This is a genomic window from Fictibacillus iocasae, from assembly GCF_042665465.1.
In the GTDB taxonomy this organism is placed as follows: domain Bacteria; phylum Bacillota; class Bacilli; order Bacillales; family Fictibacillaceae; genus Fictibacillus; species Fictibacillus iocasae.
The window spans coordinates 93,799-108,227 of sequence record NZ_JBHTCP010000015.1; the positions used below are offsets into that span (position 1 = coordinate 93,799).

Below are 14,429 nucleotides of genomic sequence, written 5' to 3' on the forward strand. Positions count from 1 at the left end.
TTTCGTTTATATCGCCGAAACAATCCGTTCTGTTGCTCTTCTCGCGCCTGCTATGTTTCTCGAGACAGGTCCGATCTCTAGTTCAGCAAGCGGACCCATCACAAACAAATTCTCGCCCCATTCTAACGTCTCAGGCGTCACAATTGGGTAACCGCACGAACTGCAATGCAATTTTTCTTTCTCAATCGTCTTTTGAAGCCAGCTGATGCCTGGAGGCGCAGCATGAAATCCTGTCGTAAGAACAACGGTACTAGCCTGACGCTGCTCTCCTGACTTGAACACTAGCTGCTGGCCGCTCACATCAAACCGTTCCACTTCATCTTGTAGAAGTTGAATGCTTCCTTCCTCATTCGCTTTTTTCAGCTGATAATACAGCTCTTTCGTGATCGACCCTTTATGCCTGGCCTCCACAATCGTTTTCCTTCTCCAGCTGTAATCCTTGTTTTCTTGGAACGCTCTCATATACATCGGACCCTGCCAGCCTGGATCGGAGTCAAACGTATGAACCTCCAGCGGCTTTTTAAAGATAAACGAAACCTTGCCTGGATAGTGTTCTTTTAATTTTAACGTAAGATGCGCACCGGAAATTCCGCCTCCGATCACCGCAATAGAAGGCGATAGGTTCTCGATAAATGGCATTGTTTTATCAAAAACATGATGAATTGAAGCACCGCTCTTCTTCGCTTCCAAAGCCCACTCACTCCAGCATGGCTGACCGCTTAACCCCATCGCCAGAACGACCTTATCTGAATGAAAAGCTAATCCGTCCTCCGTCATCACCGTCCAACAGCTTCCTTCTCGGTCTATGGATGCTACTGAGCCTTGAAAATAACAGTCTTGTATCCGAAGATCTTCTATAATCGCATCGCAGTGATCGTTAAACATTTCTAATGAAGGCCGGTCATAATACCCGTAAAAGTGGCTGACTTTATGATAGCCTTGTTTCTTTGAAAAGGCTTCAAGCGAGAACGGATTCAGATCAAGGTGATGAACGGAAGGCGAACGCAAGTAAGGCATAGAAATGGTTTCTGTGCATCGTTTCCAGTTGGAAAGCGGCCGGTCATGTTGATCAATGATCAGCAGATCTTCCGTATTCAACCGCCCGCTCTTTAACAAGTTAATGGCTAACGTACAGCCTTGTATGCCTCCGCCCACAATAATTAGCTTCTTCATTCTAAAACGACTCCTTTTACACTCCGCTTTCTGTTTCTAATTCCACACCCAGTCCGTCCGCCATTCGGTTAACAAAGTTAAAATAAGAAACAATCTGACAAGCGTCCAGGATCTCTCTGTCCGAACAGCCGCCTCTCCTTAAATCGAGTATGTCTTGTTCGGTGATCCGGTTCGGATACTTCGTCAGCTTCACCGCGTATTTCAAAATAATGGTTGTTTTCTCATCTACCGGTGCCTCTAAATGATTTTCCTTTAAAATAGAAACCAATTCTTCATCTTGTACAAGTGAATGGAGCGCCGCCCCATGATGGCTCATTCAGTAAAAGCATTCATTTGTAGAGGACACAACCGTTGCGATCATCTCTCTCGTTTTTCTCGACAGCGGTGATGACTTAAACATCAAGACTTTGTAAAAATCCAGATGAGCCCTTAATGACTGCGGATTCAGCGAATGAACCTTAAGAATGTTCGCCATCTCCCCGCCATGTTCTTCATACATCTGTTTCAAAAGCCCTGTCGCTTTATCGTTTTCAATAATGTTGATATACGAACTCATAAGTGTCTCCTTTCATATTGTTTTCACAAAACGTAATGATTACTATTATCAATAACGCTAATCTACCATCTTTTCTTTTCAAAAACAAGACGTTACTAGGTATTTTCATATAAGCGGATACTTTACTAGTCGGGGTCCGGTACTCATAGCGACGTTTATTCTTTGAGTTATCTTAAGTTTAGATTGCGCGCCGTTATACTGGCTTTTCACCTATTTCCACGCCAATTCCGACTTGATGCGAGCAGGTTCCATCAACTTTCCCGCCGCTAGCACTGATACATAGCATTTAAATTAGTCTCAACACCTCTACCCTTCTATTCGCGCCGTTCAGCTGTTGTGCGCCAATTCTATCCACTTGCAAGCGACTTTCCTGACCATACCTCAATTTGCGCGCCACTTATAACAGCTTGCGCGCCAACGCCACAAAGAGCACCACCACCAACCAAACCCATAACCCTCCTCCCCGTCCCCAAAGCATAAACCAAGCAAAAAAAGAAGACGCACCACTTGGCGCGCCTTCTCCTATTTTTGTCTATACCACTTTCAAGCGGTGCACTTCGCGACTCTCGGCATACGCTTCCGCTTCCAGGCGGTATGCCTTGTAATGATCCGATGCGATATGCTGCTGAAGAGACTCCTCGTCCTGCCATATTTCATAAATGACAAAGACTCCATCTTCGTCTCTGGACTGGTGAAGCTGATACGTGATACAGCCGGACTCCTTTTGCGAAGGTGAAACCACTTGCTTCATCGCCTTCAACAAATCATTTTCATGCCCTTTTTTCGCACGTAAAATGGCGGTTATAACGATATTATCCATCAAACATCACTCCTTATTTCCATGTAAAGACCAGCAAGCCTGTGCAGGCTTGCTGGCGAACATATGACGATTAGTTGTTTAGTTGAGAAACCACGGTTTCTGCTACAGCCACAGTAGACTGCGGGTTCTGCCCTGTGATCAGGTTTCCGTCCACTTGTATATGGCTGCTCCAGTTTTCTTTTACTACAACGTTCGCTCCAAGCTCTCGAAGGCGCGTTTCAAGCAAGAACGGCATGAATTGGTCAAGCGTTGTTTCACGTTCTTCTGCATCTGTAAATGTAGCGACTGTTTTTCCGGCTACTAATGGTGTACCGTCTGATAGTGTAACACCAACAAGACCGGCTGGACCGTGGCATACGGCTGCTACGATTTTCTCCGCTTCGTACATGTCACGAATTAGCTTCTGCAGCTTTCCATTTTCCGGAAGATCGAACATCGTTCCGTGTCCGCCCGGCATAAAGATCGCATCAAATTTTGAGGTGTCCTGAATGTCGTCCAGCTTCAATGTGTTTTCCAAATGCTTAGCCGTATCCTGAATTTCTTGTGGCACCTCGCCTTCCAAGCTGCGGTCATCGACTGGCGCTTTGCCTCCTTTAGGGCTTGCAACGGTAATGTTGTAGCCTTGTTTGGCAAATTCCACATACGCCTCTCCAAATTCAGAAAGCCAAAGTCCTGTTGCGTGATCCTCGTTCATCTTATCTGCTGTTGTTACAACCATTAGAATGTGTTTTGTCATTGTTTGTTCCTCCTAATTTTTTACCATTTATTGAATACTTCCCATTGATATATACTTCACTTCAAGATAGTCTTCTATCCCTTGTCTGCCGCCTTCCCGTCCGTTTCCACTTTCTTTGAAACCGCCGAACGGCGCCTGCGCAGCGGAAGGCATGCCATCATTTAAACCCACTACACCGTATTCCAATTTCTCAACAAGAGAAAGAGCTTCATTGATATCTGACGAGTACACATAAGCGGCCAGGCCATATGGCGTATCATTCGCCAATTTTACCGCTTCTTCCACCGTTTGGAACGTCATGACAGGTGCCACCGGACCAAACGTTTCTTCTGTCATACAAAGCATGTTGTGGTTCGCATTTTTCAATACGGTCGGCTGAAAATAGAAGCCGACCTCCTCAACCATGCGGCTGCCGCCAGTCAGAACGACAGCCCCTTTGCTGACGGCATCGTGTACGTGCTCCTCGACTTTCATGACCGCTTTTTCGTTAATAAGCGGACCGATTACAGTACCTGATTCTAACCCATTGCCAACTGTAAGTTTCGCGGTCAGTTCTGCAAAACGCGATATAAACTCATCGGCGACATCTTCTTGAACATAAAAGCGGTTCGCTGCCACACATGCTTGACCGCCGTTACGAAATTTGGAGGCAATCGCTCCTTTTACAGCCTCATTCAGATCTGCTTTATTTGTCACGATAAATGGTGCTTGTCCCCCAAGCTCGAGCGACATTTTTTTCATGGTATCTGCACCTTGTTTCATTAATAGCTTGCCTACAGGAGTTGATCCTGTGAACGTGATTTTACGGACGCGGTGATCGCGCTGCCAAACACCAACGATTTCCTTCGCGTCGCCTGTTAGGATATTGATAACGCCACTAGGAATTCCCGCCTGCTCAGCCAGTTGGACCAGTTTCAATGCCGTGAACGGTGTTTCTTCCGACGGCTTTAACACAACCGTACATCCGGCTGCCAATGCAGGCGCCAGTTTTCTCGTGATCATCGCCGCCGGAAAATTCCATGGCGTGATCGCTGCAACCACGCCAACCGGCACCTTCTTCACGAACAATCGTTTATCATTTGCTGACGCTGGTATAAGCTCTCCATACATTCTTTTTGCTTCTTCTGCGTACCATATCACATAAGAATTCGCATACGAAATCTCGGCGAGCGCCTCATTCAGTGGTTTGCCTTGCTCAAGCGTCATAATCCTGGCTAATGTATCTTTATTTTCTTCAATAAGATCATGCCATTTCCTTAAAAATGAGCTTCTTTTATAGGCCGTAGCAAAGGCCCATTCTGGCAATGCCTCTGCCGCTGCGTCGACTGCTTGAAGTGCTTCTTTTTGTCCGGAAGCTGGTACTGTGCCAAGTATTTCTTTTGTGGCCGGGTTCATGACCGTAACTGTTTCACGTGAATCAAACCAAACCCCGTTGATTAAATTTTTATGAATAAACATCGGATTACCTCCTTTCTATGTTTCTTTATTTATCACACAAAGTTGTTGTGTTTGTTGCTTGGTACATATGTAGGTTATCATCGGTACGTATGGATTTGTACTTCCACTACGTTAGATGGATATAACGAAACGTTATGAGGGATAAAAGATGAGAATGGAATGGCTTGAGGCTTTTCAGGTAACGGCTGAAACAAAGAGCCTGACAAAAGCGAGCGAGCTGCTGCACATGAGCCAGCCAGCATTAAGCAAACAAATAAAAAATTTAGAGACAGAACTAGGCGCAGCACTGCTCACTCGGACAACGGTCGGTGTAACGCTCACTGAGGCTGGCGACCAGTTGCTTGCTGCAACAAGTAACATCATGAACGAATGGAACGGTGTGAAGCGGTCGATCGCTGTGGCACAAGGATTACAAGGCATCACAATTGGCGCTTGGCCGAGCATTGGTGCATCGTTCCTGCCAAAAAAATTAGCATGCACTGACCGGTCACAATATAAGTTGAAAATTTCGCACAGCTATATGGAACTTTTAGAAGGACTGCATGACGGCAAGCTCGATGTTGCATTGTTCGATGACCGTGACATCACACATCCGTATTACTCCACACCCGTATATACTGAAAGCTTTCGCTTGTATGTCAACCGAGATCATCCTGTTTATGGGTCGAAGCAACATGTGACCTTTCAGGAAATAAAAGACGAAGCGTTTGTCATGCTGCTTGAAACGTGCGATGCACGAACCTTGATTCACCGTGCGTTTGAAGAGCACGGCGCAACGCTGAATGTGTCAACAGAAATGGAGTTTGGACACAGTATATTAGGTTTTATTGAAGCGAACATTGGCATCTCCATACTCCCTGACATATTCTCAAACGGCCTGTCCCCTTCGATCAAGGCCATTCCAATTGAAGACTTCAACATTAAACGCCGCTTGTCGCTTATCGCACGCGACCCGCAAGTTGGCAAAAAAGTTCTGGCCATGCTAAGGTAGGGGGTCCGGTACGACAAAAGAAGAAGCCGCGCCGATAGCGCAGCTTCCCCTTTTGGTACCGGACCCCGGCTAGTTGGACCCCGGCTAGGACCCCGATCGCTTTCTCTCAAGCTTTATCTCCCGCACCTTCTGCCTCGTCTCCTCCGGCCACCAAGCACCGCAGTCGTCAGACACGACACACACGGCACACGCTTCTAGGTCATACACCTTCATGCCGCTGATCGGCGGCGCGTACAAATGCAGCGTCACAAGCCGCCCCCCGCCAGCAGCCTGCATCTTATGCACTCCTTTTCTCGGCGCATACAACACTTGCCCGCTTTTTTGCACCTTAACAAACAGCTCAGACGGCAGTCCTCCCTCATCCACCTCATATACCGTATTAACCGATTCCCCCTCTAACACATGAATGTACCCATGAGAATCGCCATGATCATGCGGCGCGCATGCCACGTCTGACCAGTTCATCACAAGCATTTCTACATCCTCACTTTTGTACAGCAGCTTCCGGAAGTATGGCTTCTCCCCAGCAAGACCAAGTGCCGCTTCCACATCATCCACCGAAAAATTCAGCTTCATCAATGCATCCAGCAGCTCTGCTCTTGTTGGATTCCTTAATGTATCAAGGACGAACGTTGCCTCAGTAGTAATCGCCATAATTGCCTCCTCATAAATGCACTGCTTATATGTATGATTGGGACAACATGTGTTATGAAAAGTTTAGTGATAGAAGGTTAAGACAGGAAGGAGAGAGTTAAACTGTGTACTAGCTTATGTCAAACGAATGGAGGTGGCTGGAGTGGATTTTTTTCATGCACAAGAAACACTCTCGAGCGCAGAGTGGATTCTCCGCGCGATCATCGCGTTTTTCTTTATGGTCATGGTTGCCAAAGCACTCGGCCAGCGGGCGATCTCTCAGCTGCGATTGCTCGATTTCGTCATCGCTCTTGTAATCGGGAACATTATTGCCCATCCGCTCTCAGACGAACACCTCGGCATGAAAGGGTCGCTCCTAACCACCTCAGTACTCGTCATCCTCTACCTTTGCGGCATTTACAGCATCTTAAAATGGCCGGCTGTCAGAAGACTCGTCACGCCAAGCCCTGTCACACTAGTGAAAAACGGACAAATCCTTCACCAAGGCTTGAAAAAAGCCCGTATTTCAATTGATATCTTATTAGAAGAACTGCGCGAAAACAAAGCGCCTGACGTGAAAAAAGTGGCCCTCGCACTATGGGAAGCAGACGGAAAAGTCTCAGTCTTTCTTGACCCGCAATACGAACCGTTAACACCATTACATATGCAGCTGAAAACTGAACACTTTGAATTGCCGCAAACCGTGATAAAGGAAGGCAAACTAAACGAACACATCCTACAACAAGCCGCCAAAGACGTGCAGTGGCTCGAACTTCAGCTGCAGCAGCAATACAAAACAGGCATCAAGCACGTGCTGCTCGCAACGATTGATTCTCAGCACAAGCTTACCGTTTTTCTTTATCAAAAATAATTCTTGGAGTATCTCCTCGTCCTGCTGTATGGTTAAGAAAGAGCTGGCTTCTCGTGCCGGCATATTCTGATCGTGACGAGGTGTATAGATGAGGCGCATTCACTATAGCTGGGTTATTTTAGCGATCACGTTTTTTTCCATCATTGCAGCAGGCATCGTCCGCTCATCATCGGGCGTTTTTATCGAACCGTTCGAGAACGAGTTTGGCTGGGATCGCTCTGTCATCTCGCTCGCTTTTGCGATTGGCTTATTCCTTTACGGCATTTCCGGTCCGTTCATGGCCGCATTAATTGAAGTGCTCGGCTTAAAAAAAATGATGCTAACATCTATGGCGACACTCATCACCGGCGCCCTGCTCACTCTCGTCATGAACGAATCGTGGCAGCTTATCATCATTTGGGGCATCATCATCGGACTCGGTTCCGGCCTATTTCTAACCGTGCTCAGTCCATACGTGGCCAATCGCTGGTTCGTGAAACGAAGAGGGCTCGCGGTCGGCATCCTGACCGCAAGCACCGCAACCGGCCAGCTCATTCTCCTTCCCGTGCTCGCCATTGTCATTGAAAATTACTCATGGCGCTATGCCATACTCTTGATCATGAGCTTAAGCGTGCTCATGCTTTTCATCATCTTTTTGTTTATGAAAAACTCGCCACAGGACATCGGAATAGAGCCTTATGGTAGCGAGGAAACAGCACTCAACGCGTCTGTTCAAAAACAAAATCCAATCGCCATGGCCTTTAAAGGACTGTTCCTCGCCGTCAAGGTAAAAGAGTTCTGGCTTCTAGCCGGCAGCTTCTTTATTTGCGGCCTGTCAACGAGCGGGCTAATCGGCACTCATTTTGTTTCGTATTGCATCAGCCACGGCATCCCACTGGTAGCCGCAGCCTCCCTTCTTTCCTTCATGGGCGTCTTTGACCTTGTCGGCACGACACTTTCCGGCTGGCTATCTGACCGATATGATAACCGCTGGCTGCTGTTCTGGTATTACGCACTTCGCGGCGGCTCGCTCGTCCTGCTTCCGTTCGCGTTAGCACAAGGCTCACATTCGCTGCTCATCTTATTCGCCGTATTTTACGGATTAGACTGGATCGCGACCGTACCGCCGACCATCAACATATCGCGCTCCATATTCGGCATTGAAAAAAGCGGAATCATCTACGGCTGGATTTTCGCCGCTCACCAGGCAGGTGCCGCAGCCGCTGCATTTGGCGGAGGCGTCATTCATAATCTATTTAACTCTTACACATATGCCTTCATGCTAGCCGGCATGTTCTGCGTGCTCGCAAGTTTGTTCGTGATCGTGATTAAGAAACAGCCTGGATCAATAGTATAAAAAGAGTGAAAAATCAAAATACATATCTGATTTTGTGGCTCTTGCTGCTTGCAACGTGAGTTTTTAGAAGTAATATAGTAATATCCAAAAGTTTAGACCCGCTTACGATTTATTTGCAGATTTAGGACATTTATTTGGAGTTCTTAGATCTTTGTTTGCAGATTTACTCCTCTTATTTGCAGGTTAGAAAATTTGTTTGCATCAAGAAATTTTATTTATTTTTCGACACGTTTACTTGCCACACAAATCTTTTTCCATGCATAATCCATACATTATTTAGACGCAACTTATGCCGACTATTGTTTTTTTGACTATAAGACTATCTTTGGATTGCCTATATGATTACCACAAAAGGCCGCATCATCTCGTAATCTTCGTGCTCTAAAATATGGCAATGCCAGACAAACAAGCCCGAATACGGTCCGAACGTCATGATAATGCGCGTTACCTGGCCGGGGTTCGCGATCACCGTGTCCTTCCACCCGCGCTCTTGCGGTGCCGGCGGCTCACTTTCACCTGTATATGTCACTATCCCTGTTTTTTGAAACGACGCGACATCAAAATTCCGCCGGTCCAGTATTTGAAAATTAACCAAATGAAGATGAATCGGATGGGCATCAGGCGTTGTGTTGATTACCGTCCAAATTTCGGTCGCCCCTAATCTCGGGTTCTCTGTAATCGCCGCGTCCCAATGCTTGTTATCAAGCAGCATCACTTCCCGGCCGTAATGATCCAAATGATGATCCAGCGTTAAAAACCGCTCCATCATAGCATTTTGCGGCAAAAGTTTAGGAACCTCCGAGAGTGTTGCCGGAATCACGCTCGTATCAATATGCTGCAGCGGCCGATTCACCCGGAACTGCATGACCACAGCGGTCCCGCCGTCTGGCATATCGCCTGTCGGGAACGGAGCCGGCGCGCTGTTCGTCATCACCACATCGCGCCCTTCCATATTCGTAAAATCAATGATTACCTCTGCCCGCTCTGCAGGCGATAACGTGATGCTGCGCACACCAACAGGCTGCTCCATCAGCCCTCCGTCTGTGGCGATCTGGTACATAAGCTGTCCCGAATTAAGCTGCAGCCGGAAAAACCGCGCGTTTGCCGCGTTCAGCAGACGGAACCGGTACTTGCGAGGCTCTACTTTTAGAAATGGGTGCACTTTCCCGTTTACCGTGATCGTCTCGCCAAAAAACTCCGGAACAATCGAGGTCTTCAGCCCAGGCACAGGCTTATCCGGCTGATCCGGATAATATAGCGAGCCGTCAGATTTTAGTGTCTTATCCTGAATCATGAGTGGGATATCGTATTCTCCGCTCGGCAAATTCAACTGCCGCTCCTGTTCACTTCGTATTAAATAAAAACCAGCAAGCCCAGCATAAACGTTCAGCCTCGTAATTCCGAGCGCATGGTCGTGATACCAAAGCGTACACGCCCGGTCGAAGTTGTCGTAATGATACACCTGCTTGCGAAAATACGGCCCGACCTGCTGAAATCCACGTGTAAACCATGCTTCCGGATAGCCGTCACTTTCCCATTCCACACTCGCCCCGTGGACATGAACCACTGTCCGGACGTCCGGCACATCGTGATGGGCGCCATGCACGGTATGGTCAATCGGCAGCAAATGCTTCTCCGGCAGATCATTGATCCAGTGAATATACGCACTCTCCCCGCTTTCCACCTCAATCGTTGGACCCGGCGTGCTGCCGTTATAGCCCCACACGACCGTTTCCGGCAAATCACGGTGCAGCGATTGCCGAAACTGTGTCATCCTCACCTCATAATACGACTGCCCGCCGCGCCTCCACACCGGACGCAGCATAGGCGGAATCGGCAGCTCATCCACAAACTTTGACAGGACCATATAACAGCTCCTTCATGGCTACAATGTTTTCTTTATGTGTATTCAAATAGAGGGAGCTCTAATGCTTTTTTGCTGAAATGGTTAAGTTATAAACTCACAACAATCTAATTTCCTTTTTTTACATAAAAAAAAGACCCACATTGGTCCGCATTGTTAAGAGGCGTTGTGGGTTCTATTAAAATTTATAATAACATTCACTTTTTTGAAAACCAATAAATGAAAGCAGTTGCCTAAGGTAATTAAAATCTCTTTTTTATTTCATACCTCTAAAATAAAGCGCTTGCAAAACAAATTACTCGTTATATAATACTTGTATACAAGTATACTTACGGAAAACAAATGAGGTGAAAACATGACTCAACACAATGAACACCTTTATCCACATAAATGGCTATCAAAAGCATCGGCCGGTGACCGTGTAGCGAGTGAGCTTCGGATGCGCATTATCGCAGGCATAATTGAAAGCGGTACCATCCTCTCAGAGAACAAACTAGCCGCGGACTTTTCAGTAAGCCGTTCTCCTGTTCGTGAAGCGCTGAAAATTCTCGCATCTGAACATATCATTCGGCTTGAACGTATGGGTGCGGTCGTACTCGGTTTAACCGAAAAGGACATTCAAGAAATTTACGACGTCCGCCTGCTGATCGAGACGTTCGTGTTTGAACGGCTAGCCAAGCTCGACACCGACTCATTGGTCCTTGAACTGAACAAAATCGTAGAAATGATGAATATCGCGATTAAATATAAAGACGCTGATGAGTTTTCGTTTCAAGATGTTCTGTTTCACGAAACGATCATCCGGTCCATCAATCACTCGTACATTTCGATGATTTGGAACAATGCTAAACCCGTGATGGAGGCACTTATTCTTTTATCAATGAGAGCGCGGCTGCAGGAACGGTACGACGACTTTCAACGCGTCATCGACAACCACCAGCTCTATATTGAAGCGATCCAAACAAAAAATCGCGACCTTATGATTCAAGCATTGCACCAAAATTTTGATGATGTGCAAGAAAAAGTCGATGATCTCTGGATGTCGCAGCAGATTCTAACAAAAGGAGTTCAAAATCATGACTAGCTATATGCTTGGCGTTGATATTGGCACGACGAGTACGAAAGCGGTCTTGTTCGACGATCGAGGCACCGTTATTTCAACAGAAAATATCGGATACCCGCTTCACACGCCGGATATCTCGACGGCTGAACAAGATCCGGAGCAAATTTTCCAAGCGGTCATTCAAGTTATCTCGCAGATCATGAGCAAGCACAAAGATAAGACGCTCGCGTTAATTTCCTTCTCAAGTGCCATGCACAGCGTAATTGCGATCGAGGAAAACGGCGACCCGCTCACACCTTGCATCACATGGGCTGATAACCGCAGTGAGGTTTGGGCTCATAAAATTAAGACAAAGCACAACGGGCACAACCTATACAAGCGCACCGGAACACCGATTCATCCGATGTCACCATTCAGCAAGATCATGTGGATCGCCAATGACCATCCGGAGATCGCGGCAAAAGCCCACAAATATATCGGCATCAAAGAATTTGTTTTCAAAAAGCTGTTCGACCAATATGTAATTGATCATTCGATCGCGTCTGCCACAGGCATGATGAACCTGGAAAAACTCGACTGGGACAAAGAAGCATTAAAGGTGGCAGGGATCACAAAAGACCAGCTTTCAACACTCGTACCGACTACTAAAACCTTCACCGGCTGTAACCAACAGCTAGCTCAACAGATGAACATCCAACACGAAACACCGTTCGTTATCGGTGCAAGTGATGGTGTGCTTTCTAACCTAGGGGTGAACGCCATCCACAAAGGTGAAATCGCGGTGACAATCGGGACGAGCGGGGCGATTAGGACAATCATCGACAGACCGAAGACGGACGACCAAGAACGGATCTTCTGTTATGCGCTAACTGAAAATCATTGGGTGATCGGCGGACCGGTGAACAATGGCGGGATGGTGCTGCGCTGGATTCGTGACGAGTTCGCCTCATCTGAAATCGAAACAGCCAAACGGCTTGGCATCGATCCATATGACGTGTTAACGAAAATTGCCGAACGTGTAAGACCCGGTTCTGAAGGTCTTCTGTTTCATCCGTATCTTGCAGGCGAACGTGCACCTTTATGGAATCCCGACGTGCGCGGCTCCTTTTTCGGCTTAACGATGGCTCATAAAAAAGAGCACATGATCCGCGCTGCGCTAGAAGGTGTCATCTATAACCTGTACGCCGTCTACCTTGCGCTGACCGACTGTATGGACAGTCCTGTCACCCGCATTCAAGCAACTGGCGGCTTCGCTCGGTCGGCCGTCTGGCGCCAAATGATGTCAGATATTTTTGAGTCTGAGGTCGTCGTGCCGGAAAGCTATGAAAGCTCGTGTCTCGGCGCGTGCATCCTCGGGCTTTATGCGACAGGAAAGATTGATTCGTTCAATGAGGTCTCGCACATGATCGGCAGCACGTTCACTCATACACCTGCAGAGGCCGCGGCGAAAGAATACCGCCAGCTGATGCCGATCTTCCTTTCACTGTCAAAAGCACTGAAGAACGACTACACACAAATCGCGAACTACCAAAGAAATCTCGTCAACAGAGAGAACTAACAAAAGGGGGGCATCATCATGCCATTAGTTATCGTTGCACTTGGAATCGTTGCATTGCTGCTGTTAATCATGGGCTTAAAGTTAAACACATTCATTTCTTTGATCATCGTTTCATTCGGAGTGGCACTCGCACTCGGCATGCCGTTAGAAGAAATCGTCAAAACAATTGAAATGGGGCTTGGCGGAACACTCGGACATCTGGCGCTCATTTTTGGCCTTGGCGCCATGCTTGGCAAGCTAATCGCTGATTCTGGCGGCGCGCAGCGCATCGCCATGACACTCGTTAATAAATTCGGAGAGAAAAACATTCAATGGGCGGTCGTTGCCGCTTCCTTCATTATCGGTGTTGCGTTATTTTTTGAAGTCGGTCTCGTCCTTCTTATCCCGATCGTATTCGCTATCTCTAGAGAGCTGCGCGTATCGATTCTTTATCTTGGAATTCCAATGGCTGCAGCATTATCCGTCACACACGGATTTTTGCCGCCGCATCCAGGTCCGACCGTCATCTCGGGCGAATATGGCGCGGATATTGGTGAGGTTCTTCTTTACGGCTTTATCATTGCCATCCCGACCGTTATTTTAGCAGGACCAGTATTTACGAAACTAGCGAAAAAACTAGTACCCGATTCATTCACGAAAACAGGAAACATCGCGTCATTAGGCGAGCAGAAAACGTTTAAGCTAGAAGACACGCCTGGCTTTGGCATCAGTGTTTTCACCGCGTTGCTTCCAGTCATTTTAATGTCCATCGCAACTATCATCACACTTGTCCAAAAAACGATGGGTGTGGACGACAACAGTACGCTTGCGGTCATTCGTTTTATCGGTGACGCGTCAACGTCTATGCTTCTATCTTTGCTCGTCGCGATCTATACGATGGGGATCGCGCGTAAGATTCCGATTCAAAAAGTGATGGACTCTTGTGTAACCGCTATCACGCATATCGGCATGATGCTGCTCATCATCGGTGGCGGCGGAGCGTTCAAGCAAGTCTTGATCAACGGCGGAGTCGGCGATTATGTGGCGGAGCTATTTAAAGATACATCGCTGTCACCGATTCTGCTTGCATGGATCATCGCAGCGATCTTAAGAATCTCACTCGGATCGGCGACCGTTGCTGCTCTTACAACAGCTGGCCTTGTCATTCCATTGCTCGGCACAACCGACGTGAACTTGGCGCTTGTCGTGCTCGCAACCGGTGCCGGAAGCTTGATCGCGTCACACGTGAACGACGCCGGCTTCTGGATGTTCAAAGAATACTTCGGACTCACCATGAAAGAAACATTCGCCACATGGACCTTGCTCGAAACGATCATCTCCGTATCAGGATTAGGGTTTGTTTTGCTGCTCAGTTTGTTTGTGTAAACCTA

General features: G+C 47.4%; 14 protein-coding genes. 6 read left to right on the plus strand and 8 right to left on the minus strand.

Going from position 1 to position 14,429, the window contains the following annotated elements; all coding sequences use genetic code 11:
• Nucleotides 1-6: 6 nt before the first annotated feature.
• From ACFQPF_RS09600 to ACFQPF_RS09625, 6 genes are all read right to left on the minus strand, one after another.
• Nucleotides 7-1,173 carry an FAD/NAD(P)-binding protein gene (locus ACFQPF_RS09600; RefSeq protein ID WP_379749010.1) on the minus strand — a complete coding sequence of 389 codons (1,167 nt, stop codon included), beginning with the start codon at nucleotides 1,171-1,173 and terminating at the stop codon, nucleotides 7-9.
• A gap of 16 nt (nucleotides 1,174-1,189) precedes the next feature.
• Entirely contained in the window at nucleotides 1,190-1,489 is a 300-nt protein-coding gene (locus tag ACFQPF_RS09605; RefSeq protein ID WP_379749012.1) for a carboxymuconolactone decarboxylase family protein, read from the minus strand.
• Nucleotides 1,490-1,729, minus strand: a complete 240-nt coding sequence (locus ACFQPF_RS09610; protein WP_379749014.1) for a carboxymuconolactone decarboxylase family protein — start codon at nucleotides 1,727-1,729, stop codon at nucleotides 1,490-1,492. It abuts the gene before it with no gap.
• A gap of 532 nt (nucleotides 1,730-2,261) precedes the next feature.
• Nucleotides 2,262-2,549 (minus strand): putative quinol monooxygenase, encoded by a 288-nt coding sequence (locus ACFQPF_RS09615; RefSeq protein ID WP_379749016.1) that lies wholly within the window; start codon nucleotides 2,547-2,549, stop codon nucleotides 2,262-2,264.
• 70 nt (nucleotides 2,550-2,619) lie between these two features.
• Entirely contained in the window at nucleotides 2,620-3,285 is a 666-nt protein-coding gene (locus tag ACFQPF_RS09620) for a type 1 glutamine amidotransferase domain-containing protein (RefSeq protein WP_379749018.1), read from the minus strand.
• A gap of 27 nt (nucleotides 3,286-3,312) precedes the next feature.
• Entirely contained in the window at nucleotides 3,313-4,743 is a 1,431-nt protein-coding gene (locus tag ACFQPF_RS09625) for an NAD-dependent succinate-semialdehyde dehydrogenase (protein WP_379749020.1), read from the minus strand.
• Nucleotides 4,744-4,891: 148 nt separating this feature from the next.
• Between ACFQPF_RS09625 and ACFQPF_RS09630 the strand changes: the two genes are divergently transcribed.
• On the plus strand, nucleotides 4,892-5,734 hold the full coding sequence (locus tag ACFQPF_RS09630) for a LysR family transcriptional regulator (RefSeq protein WP_379749022.1): 843 nt from the start codon (nucleotides 4,892-4,894) through the stop codon (nucleotides 5,732-5,734).
• 84 nt (nucleotides 5,735-5,818) lie between these two features.
• On the opposite strand, the gene ACFQPF_RS09635 is transcribed toward ACFQPF_RS09630, so the two are convergent.
• On the minus strand, nucleotides 5,819-6,388 hold the full coding sequence (locus ACFQPF_RS09635; protein WP_379749024.1) for a cysteine dioxygenase: 570 nt from the start codon (nucleotides 6,386-6,388) through the stop codon (nucleotides 5,819-5,821).
• A gap of 142 nt (nucleotides 6,389-6,530) precedes the next feature.
• Between ACFQPF_RS09635 and ACFQPF_RS09640 the strand changes: the two genes are divergently transcribed.
• Together ACFQPF_RS09640 and ACFQPF_RS09645 are read left to right on the plus strand one after the other, a co-directional pair.
• Nucleotides 6,531-7,238 carry a DUF421 domain-containing protein gene (locus ACFQPF_RS09640; protein WP_379749026.1) on the plus strand — a complete coding sequence of 236 codons (708 nt, stop codon included), beginning with the start codon at nucleotides 6,531-6,533 and terminating at the stop codon, nucleotides 7,236-7,238.
• Nucleotides 7,239-7,326: 88 nt separating this feature from the next.
• Nucleotides 7,327-8,574, plus strand: a complete 1,248-nt coding sequence (locus tag ACFQPF_RS09645; RefSeq protein WP_379749028.1) for an MFS transporter — start codon at nucleotides 7,327-7,329, stop codon at nucleotides 8,572-8,574.
• A 334-nt stretch (nucleotides 8,575-8,908) separates the two neighbouring features.
• On the opposite strand, the gene ACFQPF_RS09650 is transcribed toward ACFQPF_RS09645, so the two are convergent.
• Nucleotides 8,909-10,441 carry a multicopper oxidase family protein gene (locus ACFQPF_RS09650; RefSeq protein ID WP_379749030.1) on the minus strand — a complete coding sequence of 511 codons (1,533 nt, stop codon included), beginning with the start codon at nucleotides 10,439-10,441 and terminating at the stop codon, nucleotides 8,909-8,911.
• Between the two features lie 352 nt (nucleotides 10,442-10,793).
• Between ACFQPF_RS09650 and ACFQPF_RS09655 the strand changes: the two genes are divergently transcribed.
• The 3 genes from ACFQPF_RS09655 to ACFQPF_RS09665 are packed head-to-tail and all read left to right on the plus strand — an operon-like array spanning nucleotide 10,794 to nucleotide 14,424.
• The gene (locus tag ACFQPF_RS09655) at nucleotides 10,794-11,522 is read left to right on the plus strand and encodes a GntR family transcriptional regulator (RefSeq protein ID WP_379749032.1); all 729 of its coding nucleotides are present in this window, start codon (nucleotides 10,794-10,796) and stop codon (nucleotides 11,520-11,522) included.
• Complete coding sequence (gene gntK, locus ACFQPF_RS09660; protein WP_379749034.1) at nucleotides 11,515-13,059, plus strand: gluconokinase; 1,545 nt, start codon at nucleotides 11,515-11,517, stop codon at nucleotides 13,057-13,059. Before ACFQPF_RS09655 ends, gntK begins: the two co-directional genes overlap by 8 nt.
• An 18-nt stretch (nucleotides 13,060-13,077) precedes the next feature.
• Nucleotides 13,078-14,424, plus strand: a complete 1,347-nt coding sequence (locus tag ACFQPF_RS09665) for a GntP family permease (RefSeq protein ID WP_379749036.1) — start codon at nucleotides 13,078-13,080, stop codon at nucleotides 14,422-14,424.
• Nucleotides 14,425-14,429: the final 5 nt, after the last annotated feature.